The sequence below is a fragment of the Sedimentitalea sp. genome (assembly GCF_039973035.1).
Classification (GTDB): Bacteria; Pseudomonadota; Alphaproteobacteria; order Rhodobacterales; family Rhodobacteraceae; genus Sedimentitalea.
In genome coordinates, this window is record NZ_JBDWLR010000106.1 from 120,713 (window position 1) to 136,943 (window position 16,231).

Annotated in this window: 15 protein-coding genes and 1 pseudogene; 7 read left to right on the forward strand and 9 right to left on the reverse strand. The window is 61.1% G+C overall.

Annotated features, from left to right (window positions below; all coding sequences use genetic code 11):
• Window positions 1–17: 17 nt before the first annotated feature.
• Window positions 18–1,544, reverse strand: a complete 1,527-nt coding sequence (locus ABJO75_RS28685; protein ID WP_348195926.1) for a sulfatase — start codon at window positions 1,542–1,544, stop codon at window positions 18–20.
• Window positions 1,545–1,640: 96 nt separating this feature from the next.
• Between ABJO75_RS28685 and ABJO75_RS28690 the strand changes: the two genes are divergently transcribed.
• Window positions 1,641–2,561 carry a LysR family transcriptional regulator gene (locus ABJO75_RS28690; protein WP_348195927.1) on the forward strand — a complete coding sequence of 307 codons (921 nt, stop codon included), beginning with the start codon at window positions 1,641–1,643 and terminating at the stop codon, window positions 2,559–2,561.
• A 153-nt stretch (window positions 2,562–2,714) separates the two neighbouring features.
• Here the strand turns inward: ABJO75_RS28690 and ABJO75_RS28695 are convergent, their stop codons facing one another.
• From ABJO75_RS28695 to ABJO75_RS28705, 3 genes are all read right to left on the reverse strand, one after another.
• A complete protein-coding gene (locus tag ABJO75_RS28695; RefSeq protein ID WP_348195929.1) occupies window positions 2,715–2,858 on the reverse strand; it encodes a hypothetical protein in 144 nt (47 codons plus the stop codon).
• Between the two features lie 33 nt (window positions 2,859–2,891).
• On the reverse strand, window positions 2,892–3,158 hold the full coding sequence (locus tag ABJO75_RS28700; protein WP_348195930.1) for a transcriptional regulator: 267 nt from the start codon (window positions 3,156–3,158) through the stop codon (window positions 2,892–2,894).
• A 109-nt stretch (window positions 3,159–3,267) separates the two neighbouring features.
• The gene (locus tag ABJO75_RS28705) at window positions 3,268–3,636 is read right to left on the reverse strand and encodes a hypothetical protein (protein WP_348202927.1); all 369 of its coding nucleotides are present in this window, start codon (window positions 3,634–3,636) and stop codon (window positions 3,268–3,270) included.
• A gap of 331 nt (window positions 3,637–3,967) precedes the next feature.
• Between ABJO75_RS28705 and ABJO75_RS28710 the strand changes: the two are divergent.
• Window positions 3,968–5,295 (forward strand): annotated as a pseudogene (locus ABJO75_RS28710) (IS1182 family transposase).
• A gap of 85 nt (window positions 5,296–5,380) precedes the next feature.
• Here the strand turns inward: ABJO75_RS28710 and ABJO75_RS28715 are convergent.
• The 4 genes from ABJO75_RS28715 to traA are packed head-to-tail and all read right to left on the reverse strand — an operon-like array spanning window position 5,381 to window position 11,315.
• Window positions 5,381–6,319: an acyl-homoserine-lactone synthase gene (locus ABJO75_RS28715; protein ID WP_348195933.1), complete on the reverse strand. Its 939-nt coding sequence runs from the start codon at window positions 6,317–6,319 to the stop codon at window positions 5,381–5,383.
• Window positions 6,320–6,332: 13 nt separating this feature from the next.
• Window positions 6,333–7,460 (reverse strand): conjugal transfer protein TraB, encoded by a 1,128-nt coding sequence (locus ABJO75_RS28720; RefSeq protein WP_348202928.1) that lies wholly within the window; start codon window positions 7,458–7,460, stop codon window positions 6,333–6,335.
• 16 nt (window positions 7,461–7,476) lie between these two features.
• Window positions 7,477–8,007 (reverse strand): conjugative transfer signal peptidase TraF, encoded by a 531-nt coding sequence (gene traF, locus ABJO75_RS28725; protein ID WP_348195937.1) that lies wholly within the window; start codon window positions 8,005–8,007, stop codon window positions 7,477–7,479.
• Window positions 8,004–11,315 carry a Ti-type conjugative transfer relaxase TraA gene (traA, locus tag ABJO75_RS28730; RefSeq protein ID WP_348195938.1) on the reverse strand — a complete coding sequence of 1,104 codons (3,312 nt, stop codon included), beginning with the start codon at window positions 11,313–11,315 and terminating at the stop codon, window positions 8,004–8,006. The genes traF and traA overlap by 4 nt, the downstream gene beginning before the upstream one ends.
• A 257-nt stretch (window positions 11,316–11,572) precedes the next feature.
• Here traA and traC point away from each other — a divergent pair, with 257 nt between their 5' ends.
• The 5 genes from traC to ABJO75_RS28755 all read left to right on the forward strand — a co-directional run bounded on the left by traC (window position 11,573) and on the right by ABJO75_RS28755 (window position 15,519).
• Complete coding sequence (traC, locus tag ABJO75_RS28735) at window positions 11,573–11,836, forward strand: conjugal transfer protein TraC (RefSeq protein ID WP_348195940.1); 264 nt, start codon at window positions 11,573–11,575, stop codon at window positions 11,834–11,836.
• Window positions 11,837–11,840: 4 nt separating this feature from the next.
• Window positions 11,841–12,056 (forward strand): type IV conjugative transfer system coupling protein TraD, encoded by a 216-nt coding sequence (locus ABJO75_RS28740; protein ID WP_348195941.1) that lies wholly within the window; start codon window positions 11,841–11,843, stop codon window positions 12,054–12,056.
• Window positions 12,043–13,971, forward strand: a complete 1,929-nt coding sequence (traG, locus tag ABJO75_RS28745; RefSeq protein ID WP_348195943.1) for a Ti-type conjugative transfer system protein TraG — start codon at window positions 12,043–12,045, stop codon at window positions 13,969–13,971. The genes ABJO75_RS28740 and traG overlap by 14 nt, the downstream gene beginning before the upstream one ends.
• Before the next feature lie 127 nt (window positions 13,972–14,098).
• Window positions 14,099–15,175 (forward strand): hypothetical protein, encoded by a 1,077-nt coding sequence (locus tag ABJO75_RS28750; RefSeq protein WP_348195944.1) that lies wholly within the window; start codon window positions 14,099–14,101, stop codon window positions 15,173–15,175.
• A gap of 83 nt (window positions 15,176–15,258) precedes the next feature.
• Window positions 15,259–15,519, forward strand: coding sequence for a WGR domain-containing protein (locus ABJO75_RS28755; protein WP_348195946.1), 261 nt, complete (start codon window positions 15,259–15,261; stop codon window positions 15,517–15,519).
• A gap of 67 nt (window positions 15,520–15,586) precedes the next feature.
• Here the strand turns inward: ABJO75_RS28755 and ABJO75_RS28760 are convergent, their stop codons facing one another.
• A complete protein-coding gene (locus ABJO75_RS28760) occupies window positions 15,587–15,904 on the reverse strand; it encodes a DUF736 domain-containing protein (RefSeq protein WP_348195947.1) in 318 nt (105 codons plus the stop codon).
• Between the last annotated feature and the right edge of the window lie 327 nt (window positions 15,905–16,231).

The window sequence follows — 16,231 nt, forward strand, 5'->3', positions numbered from 1 at the left end:
CCTCCCATTATGCGTTTTCAGTTCACGTCCGCGCCCTCGGCGAGGCCGATCCAGTTGAAGTATTCGGGCGGCGCATCGTGCACCTTAAGGAGCCTCACGATCTCCTTATTCAGTCGCGCCTCGATCTCCGCGTCGTATATCGGACGAAGCTGATTGGGGTCCGACGTATTGTGATAGATGGTGGATTCGAAAGCTGCGAACTTGGTTCCATCAAGCCCCGGAGGCCGTCGCGCGGAGTTGAGCGCATCATAGCGCAGAAGCCTTTGCCCCTTTGTGAATTCGAAGGGGCCGGCCATCCGCCCGGTCGCAAGCTCGTCCGGCCCGAAGAACCCTGTCATGTGCGTGGGCATTAGGGTGTATTCGCCAAGCTGTTCGTCGAACAGGTTCGCCGGATAGCGGAAGAAACTGTACTCGCCATCGGTCACGCCAACCGGACCGCCGAACATGCCGAATATCAGCGCCTCGGGGCCGGGCTCTCCGTCGATCAGGGGCAGGATCGACCTGCCGGTGACTTCCTTCGGCACCGAATGGCCGAAGACCTCGAGGAACGTCGGCATAAGGTCCGTCGTCTGGCTCAGCGTCGCAATCCGTGTCCCCGCCTTCGCGGCATAGTCCGGATGGTGGACGATCAACGGGATATGCGAGATCTCCTCGTAATATGGCGTCAGGTTCTTTCCCCACCAATCATGCTCGCTTAGCAGGAAACCGTGATCGGTCGTGAGCACGAGGCAGGTATCGGACCAGAGATCGTGCTCGTCGAAATAGTCCAGAAGCTTGCCGAAATAGGCGTCGCACATGGCCACGAGAGCGGCGTAGTTCGCCCGGATTTCCGCGATCTCGTCCGGGCTTTCCTTGACCGGCGCGTATTTCGGCCAGTCGAGGATCGAGCCATTGTAGCCCGTCGTGTACTCCTGACGGTATTTCTCGGGCGCGAAGAACGGCTCGTGCGGATCGAAGCATTCGAGTTGCAGAAACCAGTTGTCCGCCATGCGGTTGTCGTCGAGGAAGGCAAAGGCGCGCGCGAAGCACGCCGGGCCGGGAAAATCCTCCTCTATTCGTATCTTTTCGCGATTGACTTGATGCTGCCGCCGCTTCGGTTCCGTCGGCACGTTGTAGTGCTTGTCGGAATACATTTCCTTGAAGCGCTCCAAAGGCGGTTGCACCATCGCGATCCACGGGTCGTATTCCTGTCCGCGAATGAACTCCCAGGTCTTGTAGCGGCTGTGATACGTCGCGCCGCCGTCCTCGTAGTAGTGGAAGTGGTCGCTGATGAGATGTGTGTGCACGCCGGCCTGCTTCAAGATATCGGGCATCGAATTGTCGAAAGGTTCGAGCGGACCCCAGGAGCGGTGCATGAAGTTCAGCCTACCCGTATGCATGTCGCGCCGGGCCGGCATGCAGGGCAGCGAGCCGACATAATGATTGTCGAAGGTCACGGCCCGCTGGGCGAAGCGATCGAAGTTGGGGGTCGCAATCGCCCCTCCGCCATAGCAACCAAGCGCGAGACGGTTGAGTGAATCGAACAAAACAAAAACGGCGCGCATCAAGAACCCACTTTCTTACGGACGATGTGAGTCTAGACGGTTTGTCCTCGCGGGACTAATATTTTTGTGTATAAAAGGTATAACCCGGAGTTATAAATGGATCACATCTGGCGCCTGAAACACTTCCTCGCCACCGCCGAACTGGGCAGTATTCAGGCAGCGGCACGGCACTTGAACATCAGCCAGCCGGCCCTCTCCAAGTCGCTGCGCGAGCTTGAGCTCCATCTCGGCGCGGCGCTTTTCGAACGCTCGTCGCGTGGCGTCACCCTGACCCAGGCCGGACAGGCGTTCTATACCCGGGCGCGAGAGATCGAGATGCAATGGGACAGCGCGCTCTTCGATCTCACGGCCACCCGCAACGGGGCGCGAGGCGCGTTGCGGATCGGCGTCGGCCCGACCTATGAGGCCGCGTTCATGGCTCACGTGCTTGCGCGGCTTTCCAACGAGTTTCCGAACCTGCAGATATCCGTGCGGACCGGCGTTGGCGCGATCATGTTACCGGCGCTCAACACAGGTGAGATTGGCGCCTATTTCGGCGGCCTGCGCAGCGGAGCGGAAACGCTGTCGGTCGGGGTTCAGGAGATCCCGCTCTACAATCAGTCGAACAGGATCGTCGCAGCGGCAGACGATCCGCTCGCTGCCGCGACGGATGTTCGCGAAACGGACTTGTCGCAGCGCGCCTGGGTTCAGCTAAGCTATGACTCACTGGCTCTGGGGAGAATCGAGGCTCTGTTCAAGAAGGCGGACGTGCCGTCGCCACGTACGATCGTGTCGACGCACTCGCTGGCGTTGGCGCTCGATCTCGTGCGGAACAACGGATTCCTGACCAGCTTACCGGAACCGCTGCTACATCCCCGCCTCGGATCCGGCCTCGCAGCGCTGCCAGTGCCGAGCTACGACTGGCGGATCGCCACCGGCATTAGCTATCGCAACTCTATCGCCCGGACCGCGCCTTTCAACCGCATGATCGGGATTATCAAGGACGAGGTGCGGGCATTCGGCCTTGCTCCGAATTAGGTGCGGGAAGGATCCTTGCTTGGTTTAAGTCTAAAAAACGACATTGGAGGCCCGCGGGAAATCGCCACGCGAGAAATCGTACGCCAGCTGCAGGAGAACGAGGACCGAGTTGATCTCCGCGTTGTCTCTGGGCGCGTAGACCAAGGCTACGATTTAGGGGATCATGCCGGCAGCCACCGTCGGATGGAGCTCTGCCCAACCCAGATCGATAACCTTCGATATCGCATCCGCCGGCAGCATCGTGTGCAGGTCGCCGTCTTTTGCCGGATGCACGTGGGGGAACTCGTTGCTTATCATAAAAGCCTCGCATCCAGCCTTTGCGCATTTGCGTTAATGATCTACTATCATGACACCAATTCCTGCCGAATTGGATAAGAAACGTGCACCGCGCGCCTCCAACACCATCATAAGTCCCAATATCGTCTCCACCGGACAAGTGACATCGCCGTTCTCGAACCGCGTGACCGTAAGACCGGAAACCTCAGCCAGATGCGCCAACTCGCGCACCGACATTTGCACACCAGCCCTCGCCATACGGCATTGCGCTGGCGTGATCGGAAGTTCGTTTTCCTTGTCGTCTGGGTCGACATCAGTCATTTCCATGTCTCCCTTGGTGATACCCGAGCCGGCGCTATTGCGCTTTCGGCTTGTTAGCGAAGGGTTTCTGTCACGGAATTTTAGGTACATCATAGTGGAGATATCCCCGCTATGCGGTCGAAGACGCCGCGCGCCACATCAGCCAAGTCGGAATCAGAGCGAGGAGGAAAATCCCGCAGACGACAACGAAGCCGTCCTGAAACGCCGCGTTCGACGCCTGGTTCACCACGGTCTGGCCAAGGAAGGTGGCCGCGGCAGGCAGCAACTGCGTGTCGGGCAGACCCGATGTATGCATCAGGTTGGCGACCTCGCGCAGAAGCTCCATCGTCGTCGCGTTGTCGCTGGTCTGCTCACGAATGACGTCCAGAGCGACACGCTCAAGCGCGGACTCGTTCAAGCCGGCAAGAATCGCGGAAACGGAATACTTCAGCGATGACGGTTCAAGATTGAGACTGATCGGTTCTGGCAATAGCAGCAAATTCCCACGGCTTGGTCCGCAGTACGCCCCCGCAAAATATAAGATCTCGACCCCAAGCCGGGGGTTAGAACCCCCCCTAGACGGCCCTGCGACCTTTAGCACCGAGGCACCTGGACATGCGTCACATGCCCCCGGCCGTAAGCCGAAGGATCCTGGCACCGCGTCGGCCGGTGCCAAGCCGCTAGGGAGGGGTTTCTAAGCCCCAAGGCCGCGCGTACCGCCTCGGGGAGAAGCATATTTGATCAGGTTAACGAACGCCAGACGCTAGGAGTTTGTCTGAGAATTGAAATTTTCTCGACGTTTGGAGGCGAGTCTGATTCGAATATAGCCCATGAGCAAGAGATTTCGCGCCTGGCGTCTTGACGAGACCCTTCTGATTCCGCCGTCGGTTCAGGATTTTGTTCCCGCCGACCATCTTTCCCGGTTTGTCGTTGATCTTGTGCGCGAGAGCCTTGACCTGACGGCGATCGATGCCAGCTACCGTGGCGCGAAGGGTCAGCCTCCCTACGATCCGACGATGATGGTTGCACTGCTTTTGTACTCCTATGCGGTTGGGATCTATTCATCGCGTCGGATTGCCGGGGCGTGCCGGGAGCGGGCTGATTTCATGATGATCGTGGCGCTGGACGGTCCGGACTTCCGCACGATCTCGGAGTTTCGACGGCGTCATCTGGCGGCGTTGTCGGAACTGTTCGTGCAGGTGCTGCGGCTGGCAGCGACGGCGGGCCTTGTCAAGCTGGGCCATGTTGCGCTGGACGGCACGAAGGTGAAGGCGAACGCGTCGAAGCACAAGGCGATGAGCTATGCCCATATGATCCGGCGCGAAGAGGAACTGGCAGCCCAGGTGCGGGTCTAGCTGGAAGCTGCCGAGGCGGCTGACGCCGATGAGGACCGGCTTTACGGGCCGGGCAAGCGCGGCGACGAGATGCCGGACTGGGTCAAGGACAAGCCCAAACGGCTCGCGAAGATCCGCGAGGCCAGGGAGGCTCTGGAGGCCGAGGCCAGGGCTGCTGCGGCGGCGGAAACCCGCCGGCGTGCGGCTGCCGAAGACCAGCGCAAGGGCGCAAGAAGACTGGCAAGACGCCCAAACCGTCGCGCGATGTACCCGACGGCAAGGCGCAACGCAACTTCACCGATCCCGAGAGCCGCATCCTGAAGACCAGGGACGGCTTCGTCCAGGGATACAATGCGCAGGCGGCGGTTGACGGGCACGCGCAAGTGATCGTGGCGCACGGCCTGACGGCGAGCATGAGCGATCATGGCCAGCTCGTGCCTCTCGTCGACGGCATCGAGGCGGGGCTCGGCCGTCGACCCGAAGAGGTTTCGGCCGACAGCGGTTACATGAGCGAGGCAAACCTTGAGGCCCTGCAAGAGCGCGCCATCACAGCCTACGTCGCAACCGGTCGGGCCAAGCATCCCGACAAGCCCAGACACAAGGGCAGACCGCTCACCCAAGCCATGCAACGCAAGCTCAAGCGGGCCGGGCGACGAAGTCGCTACCGATTGCGAAAGCAGGTGGTGGAACCGGTGTTCGGACAGATCAAGCAGGCAAGAGGGTTCAGGCAGTTCCTGTTACGCGGTGCTGATAAAGTGAAGGCCGAATGGACCCTCATCTGCACCGCCCACAACATCCTCAAGCTCGCAAAGGCGCAAACATGACAAGAAGATCTGTCGCGCCAGTTCCGACAACACACTCAAAAGCGACTATTCGGACAGGCTCCTAGCCTACGTGTTTTCATTGGAGTTATTCGGCATTTGCCATATGTCCGGTTGCTGACCGTAACGGCAGTGCAACATCGGTGAGAACCGGCTCGCGGAAATTGCCCGCCGCACCTAGCCGGGACCGCATGTCGCCACTCATATCGAACAGGCCGGAATAAGTCATCGTCTTGCCGATTCGCGCCGGCGTCCCTAGTTGCTCAAAGCGGCAATCGATCAACCTGAAAATCCGGGCCATTCTGGCGTCGAAGACGGACACGATGTGCTCGATGCCGGCCTGTTGGGCGGTTTCGACCATCCCGCACAGGAGCTCCACGGTGGTCCGGTTCACCGTATGGTTAGCCTCGGCCCGGTCCTTCGCTTCGAAGATGCGCGGGTTGACCGCAAAGCGAGAGCTCTCCCAGATCAACCGGCTTTCGACTGGCCCACCTGGCATCAGCACAGAAAACACGTCTCTAAGCATATTGGGGCCGGTCGTGGGCAAGAGCCGAGCCGGTACCGATTCGCTAGGATGCGTCGACTCCGGTTCCTCCGCGTAGAAAACCTGCTCTCCCTCGAACCAGCCCGTGAAATAAGCCTTTACCGCCGTTTGAAAATCCGAAGCCTCATCCTCTTCGCGGCCTTGGCCAACTATCCGCAGAACCTTCCCGAACAGTTCCGTCCCAAGACGCAAGTTCTCGCAGGTATCGAAGAGTTCGAGGCCGATCTCCGATGGATCGGTAACACCGAGCCCCGCAGGAAATTGGGTCAGCCCTACCCTGACATTCGCCTTGCCGACCCATTGCCGGGTGGTCTCAATCGCCTTCTCGGCCGTTTCCGGGGGCGGGACGAGGATCATCTTGTCGCCCTGGAACACACGGATGGCGAGGTGGTCCGGCGCGCTTATTTCGGCCACGAACTGCTGCACCACGGCGATCTCAAGGCGGGGATCGGCGCATTGCTGAATGAGGTCGATGTCGATCATCTGAAAGGTCCCATCAGGTGTTGAAGGCGATGACGAGTGGCAGTCCGAACAACGACGCCCACGCCCTGGCGCTCGTCTTCTGGATCGCCACTATGTCGGTGTCACCGGTCCACCAGCCATTGCCAATCGCCACGTTGACATCCGGACCAAGGAGCATGGAGTGCAGGATCGGCCACACGATGAGCTGCTCATAGCAGATCAGCGGCGCGATCGACCTTCCGGCAAATCTGCCGATGGGATTACCGAAAAATTGCGCCGACGCCCCGCCAGATGCCCATGGCCGCCACATCGAGACCGGCACCGGCATCCTCTCTCTGTAGACGATCCTTGCCCCCTCGCCCGTCAGCTCGATCATGACATTGTCATAGCCCCTCTCGTTGACGACAACGGCGCCGCCGGCGACGACGACATCGAGGTCGGCGAGGTTTCGGACCCAGAGGCGCTCGGTGGTCGGCGTCCAGATCCCGAGCGCGCTTTCGGGAAGGATGATTGTGGTGGCGCCGTCCAAAGTTGCTCGTCTGACAAGCGCGATCGTCGCCACATGTTGAGCATAGTCGGCATGGTTTCCAGCGACCAGGTAGTCGAACTCCGTGTTGACTCCGACCCAGCCTTCGGGAGGAACGGCTGGCGCCCAGCTTATCGCTGACAACGTCCAGGCACCGGCGAGTACCATTGTCACAACCGGCCACACCCGCGTGGTCATGGCTAACAAGGCGACGAACGCCACGAGAAGTCCCACCCATCCCCATCCCGGAAACAACACGCCGGCAGCTGTGATCGGGCTCGCCCAGCCGACAATCCCGAAGGGCGGTACGCTCATCAGGATCGCGGCCAACAGATATCGTAGCGGCCGATGCCATCCGGGCTTTGGAGACCAAAGCACCGTGTGTACTGCAACGAACAGCAGCGACGCGGCGATCCAGAGACCGAGCCCGACCCAGATATCGCTCGCGTAGAAAATCGATACGCCGTTGGGCAAGCCTCTCGAAGCCGCCATGAAATACGCCATCGAAACCAGACCTGCGACCAGCCGCGTGGGAGCGAACGCCCAAAGCGCGGGAAAGAGGCACGCGACCGGGAGGAGTAGCACTTCGCCGCTCCATCCGATTGCACCCACGATGGCGGCGGCGGCGATGAACACCAAAGCGGTCAGCGGGCTACGGCTCGAAGGTGAGAACCGGCTTGGCCAGACCAAGAACACCTTTGGCCGATATCGGCCCAAAGTAGCGGGAGTCATAGGAACCTCTGTATTTCGAATGGAGAAACACGGTGCCCGGGGGCACGACGCCGCCGGGATCGGGCGTCAGTTCCCTGCCCGATCCGTCACGCCGCTCAATTGCGGATTGCGGCAGAGCGAGTCCGTCGATCGCGACGAATGTGCCAATCTCGACCGACTGCCCGGGCAGCGCCACGACGGTCTTGATCAGCGGGCTGAGCCAGCCGGGGCACAGGCCGCGCCGCACATATCCGCGCTCACGGGCCTGACGAAACGCATCGTTCAGTGGCAGGCAAATGAAGACCCGATCCCCGACCCGGACATCGCGGTACATCGTATCGATCCGCCAAATTCCAAGCGGATAGCTCGGTGTCAGATTGATCCGGAATCCGGCGCCGTAGCCCAAGCCGAACAGCGCCAGAGGGATGCAAGCGAGAACGGCAACCAACGCGATCCGGCGACAGCGGCTCACTGTTTCAGCCTCTGGCTCTTGGTCTGCGCTTGCCGCATCGCCTCGGACTGTTTCAGTGCCTGCTGTGTGCGCTCATGGGCGGCAAGTTGCTGGCCGGCTCGCATGGTCGGCCACGCGGTGCTGAGCTTTTCCCGGTCACCGGGCGACATGCCCTGGGCCGCCTTGTCAAAGGTCGCGCCCGCCGGCGTCTTGGCCGCATTGCCGAGCAATGTGCGCTCGCCGAAACGCTCCGAAACCGCCGTGTTGAAAGTGTCTAGTTCGGCTTTCACCATGCGGTCGGCCAGCGCAAAGCCGAGCGCGGCGGGCAGATCGTTGCGATCGATGGCGTCGCGGACCTTTTCCATTGCGCGCGCCGCCGCGGGCGACAGGGACGGGATGTCGATCGAGGTGCGTTTGCGATGTCCTTCCTCTTCCAGCCTGTACTTGGCCGTCGCCCTCTCCCTCATTTCGAGATAGCGTTCGAGGTCCTTGCGCAGTGCCGGGACGTTGACTTCCGCAACACGACGATCTTCGCGATCCGCGCGGCTTGCCAGCAACCCCTCTCGACCCTTGAGCGCACCGAAGCTCGCCGCATTCCGCTCGATCTCGCCGAGCCGCTGCCTGGTCATGTTCGGGTCTTCGACAACGGCTTCCATGCGCATCGCCTTGAAGGCGCTTTCGGGATCCGCATAGACGAGGCGAATGCGGTCAGAGAAATTGTCCCACTGCCTCTGCAGGGCGGGATCGGATTGCAGCTTCTCGTCCGCGGCGTCGGTGACCGACATTGTGAAACTGGAAATGCCCTTGACCATCGGCTCGGCCTTTCTGATTGATTGCGGAGATTGATGAAGCGGTCGATCGGCGAGCCCGAGCCGCACGCCGGCGGCGCGAAGCCGAAGGCCGAGATCGACGAGTTTCTGTTTCTGCCGGATCGTCCATTGAACCCGGTCGCGCATCAGCGTTCGCGCGACACGCACGAGGTGCAGGCCGCGATTGTTGGCGAAGCGAAGCGCCTGGGCATAGAAGCGGCCGCCCGCATAATCGAGCGTGACTTCCTTGGCGTTCTTTCGGGAGAGCAGCTTCTCGAGCCCGCCGGCGAGGTGGAAGGAGCGGCTGCCATAATAGAGCGCCATATCCTCCCGGTGCCGGGTCATCGCGACATAGGTCAGGTGCCGGTCGAGCGAGAGCGAAGCCAGGACCTTCACGCGGTCGACGTTCGCGCCCTGCGACTTGTGGATGGTCGTGGCATAACCGTGATCGAGGTTGCGATAGAAGCGCTGGTCGACGGCGACGCGATGCGCCCCCTCACCGTCTCCGATCATCGCAACGATGCGGCCGGGCGCGGCCTCGACGACCTTGCCGATCATGCCGTTCTTGACGCCGAGCGAGCCTTCGTTTTTCAGGAAGACGATCTGATCGCCGGCGGCAAACTGCCTCACTCCATCCTCTGTACTGAAGGCGTGGCCGGTTTCAATCAAGCCGCGGTCGACGAGCTTTTCGCGTGCCATGGTGTTGAGCTGGCGCACATCGCGGCGCAGATGCGCGAGGATCAAGATCGACTTGTCCGGATCGTAATCGCGGTTCCAATCTTCGATCAGGGTTTCAATGGCATCGACCTTCAACGCCTTGCCGATGACCCTGTTCTTCGCCTTGTAGGCAGACAGCGCAGCACCGACCTGCCCGCGCGCCAGATCGAGGGATGCGGCGCGCATCCAGTCTTCTCTCTGCCGGTAGATCGTTTCGAGTTCGGCATAGCCTGTGCGTTCGACAATTGCGCGGAACGCCGCACCCGCCTCGATGGGCTGCAACTGCTCGGCATCGCCAACCAGGACAAGCTTCGCGCCTGATTTCGTGACCGCTTCAACAAAGGTGGCCATCTGCCGGGACGAGACCATGCCGGCCTCGTCGAGAACGAACACCGTCTTGTCGTCGAGACGTCGCCTGCCCTGTTGCCAGCTCAATTCCCAGGACGCGAGCGTGCGTGAGGCGATGCCCGCCTCCTTCTCCAACCCCTCGGCCGCCTTTCCCGAAAGTGCTCCACCGACCACTTTGTAACCGGCCAGTTCCCAGCTCTCGCACGCGGCCTTCATCATCGTGGTCTTGCCCGCCCCTGCCCGGCCCACCACGGTCGCGATCCGCTCGGCGCCGGTCACATGCTCGATGGCCGTCCGCTGCTCCAGCGACAGCCGGTCGTGACGCCCAAACACGGTTTCGAGCACGCGGGATTTCACGACGAAACCGCTCTTTCCCGTAAGCCAGGACGCGCGGCTGACCATTTCCGCCTCGAGCCGGATCATCGCCCGTGTGGTCAGCCGCGCCGGGACACGGGCGCCTGTCGCGAAGTCGATGGTCTCATCGGCGAGCTTCAGGCATTCCGGGCTTTCCGCAATCCGCCCAAGGAGAAGCTGGAAGCTTCCGGGATCGTCGATATAGCGATGCAGGACCTTGGCGATGTCGCGCTGATCGAAGACGCTTTTTTTGAAGGTCAGAATGTCGAGCACCAGCTCGGGCCGGGCCTCGATGCGCGCGGCGTTTTTCTGCCGTTGCGCGTCATGAAGGGCGAGCCGGTCGAGATCGATGGCGCTCGCCTTGGTCTCGGCCTTGCGCTGAAGCGCCTTTGCCGCCACACCGATATGGGTGGTCGGCTCGATGTCGATACCGCGCTCGGCATAGGACCGGCCATCGACGCGGATTTCCAACCCGGCAAGGGCAAGGTGATGGTTCTGGAGATCGAGCCATCTTTGCCGTTGCTCGAGGAATTCAGGCTTCTCACCGGACCAGAGCTTGTACTGGATTTTCCCGGTTTTGGTTCGGACCGGTTGTCCGTCCGGCCCCATCACTGCGACCTTCTTTGACCCGAACCCGTCTTCGGTCAGGGGGCGTAGCGTGGTCATCAGGTGGATGTGCGGATTGCCCGGATCGTCGTGGAAGACCCAGTCGGCAACCTGACCACGAGCTAGAACTTGCTCGGAGACGAACTGCCGGACCAGGGCGATGTTCTGGTCCCGGCTGAGCTCGACCGGCAGAGCGATGATGAATTCCTTGGCGAGCTGCGCGTCGCTTCGCTTCTCGAAGGCTTCGACTGCATTCCAGAAGGCCTCGGCGGCGCCTGCCACGGACCGGTCGGCGATCATGTCGCGAGCCCACTTTGGGGCATTGGGCGGCAGCAGAAACTCCTCGTGGGCGAGGTTCTTCTTGTTGGAATAGTCGACCGTGCGCGCTTCCGCCTCGTGGCCCATCTTCGCGCAATGGCGATAGGCGGCGGACAACACTGCGCTGCGGCCATTTCCCCGCGAAATGAGCTGGGGTGTGAAATGCGTGATCGCCACCGGCCATCGAGCTCCTGAGAAACAAGTCCAAACTTGTTCCGCAGGACGGCGGCTTACCTCCCGGAGAGGCCGCCAGCAGCACGTCGCGTTTCGCGACGTATTACTGCGCCCTTGGACGCATTCCTTCGGAACGCTGGGATGATCTCTCATTGAGACGGGTCTCTCGACCCGGCATTTCTGCCGGGATGCGCTGAACGCGCACCCGGGCGATGTTCCTCATGCCTATTCGGCATTCGTCACACTTCGGAGCCTACGGAATGAGAAAGCCCTCATCGAAGATCAAGGAAGACATCGCCAGACTGCAGGAGCAGCTCAAGGCCGCAGAAGCACGCGAGGCCGAACGCATCGGACGGCTCGCGCTCAAGGCCGGTCTCGGAGAGATCGAGATCGACGATGCGAAGCTCGGCGAAGCCTTCGAGAATTTGGCGAAACGGTTTCGCGGCGGCGGCAACGAGACCCGGAAATCCCCGCCCGCGCAAAACCCGGCTGGCGCGTCTTCGGGCGCGAATAACGAGGCTTGAGCGCATGCGACAAGCGAGCCAGTCCGACGCGCGCAAGAAGGACACGCGCGAGAAAATCCAGCTCGGCGGTCTGATCGTCAAAGCTGGTCTTCGCTACGAGAAGCGGGCGCTCCTGCTCGGATTGCTGATCGACGGCGCCAGCCGGATAGCCGCGGACGACGCGGAGCGGGAAAGGCTGACGGCGATCGGAGCGGAGGCGTTTTCCAGTGACCCTGAATAAGCTCCTCCTCGTGATCGCTCCCGTCGGCCTGATGATGGCCGTGTGTCTTGGGCTAACCGGCTCGGAAACCTGGCTGACACGGTTCGGCAATTCAGCCGAGGCGAAGCAGACGCTCGGGCGGATCGGCATTGCCCTGCCCTACATGTCCGCCGCCGCCATTGGGGTAATCTTTCTCTTCGCAACGCGCGGCGCCATGGCGATCAAATCCGCCGGCCTTGGTGTTCTGATCGGTGCGATCGGCGTGATTGCTGTTGCGGGAATGCGCGAATTTTCGCGCTTCAGCGGTTTCGCGGATGCGGTCCCCGATGGTCACCCGCTGATCGAATATGCCGATCCCGCCACTGGCATCGGCGCAATGCTGTGTTTCGTCGCCGGCATGTTCGCCTTGCGCGTTGCGCTACGTGGCGATGCCGCGTTCGCAAGCATGAAGCCGCGCCGTCTGACGGGCAAGCGCGCGATCCACGGATCGGCGGACTGGATGTCGCTCGGCGAGGCCAAGCGGATGTTTGGCGAAGAAGGCGGAATCGTCGTCGGCGAGGCCTATCGCGTCGACAAGGACAGCATCGCGAGCCACACGTTTCGCGCTGATGTGAAAGAGAGTTGGGGCGCGGGCGGCAAGGTGCCGCTTCTGTGTTTCGATGCGTCCTTCGGCTCCACCCACGGGCTTGTCTTCGCGGGCTCGGGTGGTTTCAAGACCACCTCTGTAACGATCCCGACAGCACTGAAATGGGGCGGCGGACTGGCGGCGCTCGACCCATCCAACGAAGTCGCACCCATGGTCATCGCGCACCGGCGCAAGGCCGGACGCGAGGTCTTCGTGCTCAGCCCGAAGGATGCCTCCGTCGGCTTCAATGTGCTCGACTGGATCGGCCGCTATGGCGGGACGAAGGAAGAGGACGTGGTTGCCGTGGCGAGTTGGGTCGTCACCGATGTCGGCAGGCAGACGTCCATGCGCGACGATTTCTTCCGGGCCTCCGCCCTGCAGCTCATCACGGCATTGATCGCCGATGTCTGCCTGTCCGGGCACACGGAAAAGGAAAAGCAGACGCTGCGCCAGGTGCGCATGAACCTATCGGAGCCGGAGCCGAAACTGCGCGAGCGCCTGCAGACGATCCATGACAATTCGGAATCCGAATTCGTGCGGGAAAACGTCGCCGCCTTCGTCAACATGACGCCGGAGACCTTCTCCGGCGTCTATGCCAATGCGATCAAGGAAACCCATTGGCTCAGCTATCCGAATTACGCGGCGCTGGTGTCCGGATCGAACCTGTCGACCGATGACCTGGCGAACGGTAAGACGGACATCTTCGTCAATCTCGACCTGAAAACACTCGAGGCGCATCCAGGGTTGGCGCGCACCATCATCGGCGCCTTGCTGAACGCGATCTACAATCGGAATGGAGAGACGAAAGGCCGGACGCTGTTCCTGCTCGATGAGGTTGCGCGGCTCGGCTATCTGCGCATTCTGGAAACCGCGCGGGACGCCGGCCGCAAGTATGGCATCAGCCTGCTCTTGCTCTTTCAGTCGATCGGGCAGATGCGCGAGACGTATGGCGGCCGCGATGCGACATCGAAATGGTTCGAGAGCGCGTCATGGGTGTCGTTCGCGGCGATCAACGATCCGGAGACCGCCGAATACATCTCGCGGCGATGCGGAAACACGACCATCGAGGTCGACCAGCTCAGCCGGACATCGCAGATGTCGGGATCGTCGCGAACACGCTCGAAGCAGTTGGCCGCTCGGCCGCTGATCCTGCCAGAGGAAGTGCTGCGCATGCGAGGTGACGAGCAGATCGTTTTCACGGCGGGCAACCCGCCGCTCCGGTGCGGGCGCGCGATCTGGTTCCGGCGAGAGGACATGAAATCGGTCGTGGCTGAGAACCGATTTCACAAAGAACATTCCTCGGCAACGTAGTGATTGGAGGCGCCCGTCGCGAACAGCAAGAATTGGATCAACGTCTCTGCCGCTGAACCCAATACTCTGATCCCCTGCTTGTCAGAGATCGCGATCTGTCGACAATGGATTGCAACTGGAGGGGACCATGTTGTTTCTCAAATGGCTGTTTCGCAAATCGAGTACAAGAGATGGAGACGTTCGGCCGAGAGCAGAAGGCTGGGCGATTTCAGAGAACGGCAACCCGACGATGGTCGATGGGCAAACTCGCATCTCGGTCTTTCCTCAGGACCGTGATTGGAAGTTTTGTATTGCCGATGTCGATGACCGGAATGACCCATATTTCTCCGATGTCTATTCCAGTGAAGTAGCTGCGAAGGAGGAAGCGCTCGCGCATCTCCGCGGTGAGCCTACCGTCCATGAGCCGCTTTCTGCATCACGCACTGAAGATCGTCGCGATCAATGGGAAGCCCATATTCGCGCTCGATCAGTTCTAATTGAGGAAATACAGAAGCTTCTTTCGGAGAACCCCGAGCTTGGCATTACCGCCTTGCGTAAGCCGGAAGCCAAGGTGTCGAGCCACCTCAAACAGCTGAAATGGCAGATCGCCGAGTACCATCGTGCGGGCGTGTCGGCGTCCATGATTGCTCAGTCTGAGCGCCAAGAGGCTGTTCTTTCGGGACTCGCCGACGAGATCGGCGAACGGATAAAGGCAAAGCAGGCGCAGCGCCCGGCTCGCAAGCCGCCCGTCTCGGACAGTCAGTTGTCGCCCGATCTGGCTGGAAAGGTCGATGATGTCATCGGCTTGCTCGCGAACCAGGAGGTGGTCGTTGCCGAAGAGCAGGCGCGACTTCACCGGAACTCAATAAGAGCGACGACAGACAGAATGCTGGAGAAAGGGATCACCTATGGCCAAGCGTCAAATGGACCGGACTTCCTGAACCAGGACGAAAGCTCGTTCCGCGCCTTCATGAAGACCGCAGACCAGGATCTTGGATGGCAGTGCGACACTGTCTCCGATGCCTTCAGACGGTATCTTACCTCGGGAGAAATTCCGGCGCCGCACTATCCCATGAGGGTCGCTGTTTTGCTGCGTAAGGAAAAAGATTTCGAGCGGGAGAGGCGTTTTCTCGCAGCGTGGTGCAAGCACTTCCCATCAGGAAACGGAACCACCTATGCGAAGCTTGTTGAGCGGGCGAAGAAGACGGGTGCGATCCCGGGCTAGCATCAATTCCATGAATCGATCCGTATCCAACGATTCAAGAAATTCGTTGGACGTCGCTTCCACAGGAAGCGAGACTCTGGGCCATGAGCAATTCCGATCCCGTTCACCTCAGGCGCGTGGACCCTGCAAAGAATATGCGGCGGTTCTACAGCCTTTCGATACAGCCGACGCTGTTCGGGGGCGCCTCTCTCATTCGCGATTGGGGGAGGATCGGCACGCGCGGTCAAACGATGATGGAAACATTCGACACGGCCGATGATGCCGATCTGGCATTCGACCGGCTGGAGCGCCGCAAGCGCCGCCGCGGTTATTGTGATGCGTTTCTCGTCAAACGGCATCGCTAGGTGCGATCGATCAGCGTGAACATGGAAAAGGCCCCGCCTTGCGGCGAGGCCCTTGTCTTCTGGGAGATCAGTCGCGGTTGGTGTTCGGGCGCGACCAGATCAGCTGCATGCCCTCTTCGCCTTCCACCTCGACCAGGGTGGCGTAGATCGGAGCCGGGAAGCTCGGGTCGTCCAGCTTGACGGAAAGATAGTCGCGTTCGGTTCCCTTGGCCTGCTTCTGCCAGGCGGCGCCCAGTTCGACGGCGCCGGAGAAGATGCGGAACTGCGGGCCATTGTCGGAGGGGTTCTCGACGCGCTCGAAGCGGGCCTTGACGTTGAGGGCGAGGGTCTTGATCTGACCGGTGAAGCCGTTCTTGGTAGTGGCGAAAGTGCCGATGTTTGCCATTGTCCTATTCCTTTTCGATGTTTCGGGCCGCGCCCATCGCGGCCTCGATGGCTGTCGAAGAGACCGGTAACGATCGGCGCGCATCCCGAAGGGACCGCAATGAAATGGAGGACGGCGGGACGGGGCTTTCTTGCTCCGCGAGGAATGGCGGCGCAGCCGGCAGGGGAAGAAAGTTCCGGCCCGTCGTTGCGGCAAGCCGGGCGAGGCGAAGCCGGTTGCCAGTCAGACATGCCAAATCGAGACCGCGTTGGGCGAGCTCCGTGAGATACGACGAAAAAAGGAATAGGCCGTGACGTGGCGAACATGCCGCCTGCCACCCGTTACAGG